2 tRNA genes and 1 rRNA gene are annotated in these 565 nt (G+C 51.2%); all 3 read right to left on the bottom strand.

Annotated features, from left to right (window positions below):
- Positions 1-93 precede the first annotated feature (93 nt).
- The 3 genes from ABN764_RS29515 to rrf all read right to left on the bottom strand — a co-directional run bounded on the left by ABN764_RS29515 (position 94) and on the right by rrf (position 428).
- A tRNA-Ala gene (locus ABN764_RS29515) sits at positions 94-169 on the bottom strand.
- A gap of 22 nt (positions 170-191) precedes the next feature.
- A tRNA-Ile gene (locus tag ABN764_RS29510) sits at positions 192-268 on the bottom strand.
- A gap of 43 nt (positions 269-311) precedes the next feature.
- Positions 312-428: ribosomal RNA gene (gene rrf, locus ABN764_RS29505) — 5S ribosomal RNA — on the bottom strand.
- Positions 429-565: the final 137 nt, after the last annotated feature.

Below are 565 nucleotides of genomic sequence, written 5' to 3'. Positions count from 1 at the left end.
CTCATTGCTGAGCGTATATCAACTAAAAGGATGATTCTAAGACACTTTACTTTCGCGATTCAGTTTTCAAGGTACAATGTTGTAAAACTTATTTGGTGGAGCCAAGCGGGATCGAACCGCTGACCTCCTGCTTGCAAGGCAGGCGCTCTCCCAGCTGAGCTATGGCCCCATAATGGGATATAAAGTTTATATGGTGGGCCCTAGTGGACTCGAACCACCGACCTCACCCTTATCAGGGGTGCGCTCTAACCAGCTGAGCTAAGGGCCCTCATCACAGTCAACAAGGACTGTTTATGAGCAATATATGCTCTGCTTGGCGACGTCCTACTCTCCCGGGACCCTGCGGTCCAAGTACCATCGGCGCTGGAGGGCTTAACGGTCGTGTTCGGGATGGGTACGCGTGGAACCCCTCCGCCATCGCCACCAAACAGATTGAAAGAGATGTTCTTTCAAAACTGACAACGAGCAATCGTTTGGTTTGGAAGCTTTGCTTCCTTGTGTCTCCGTCGCAGGAGACAAAATCCTTAGAAAGGAGGTGATCCAGCCGCACCTTCCGATACGGCTA

It is taken from the genome of Paenibacillus wuxiensis (assembly GCF_040195695.1).
Classification (GTDB): domain Bacteria; phylum Bacillota; class Bacilli; order Paenibacillales; family Paenibacillaceae; genus Paenibacillus_B; species Paenibacillus_B suaedae.
The sequence above is the reverse complement of the archived record's forward strand: the minus strand, read 5'-3'. Positions and strand labels throughout refer to the sequence as shown.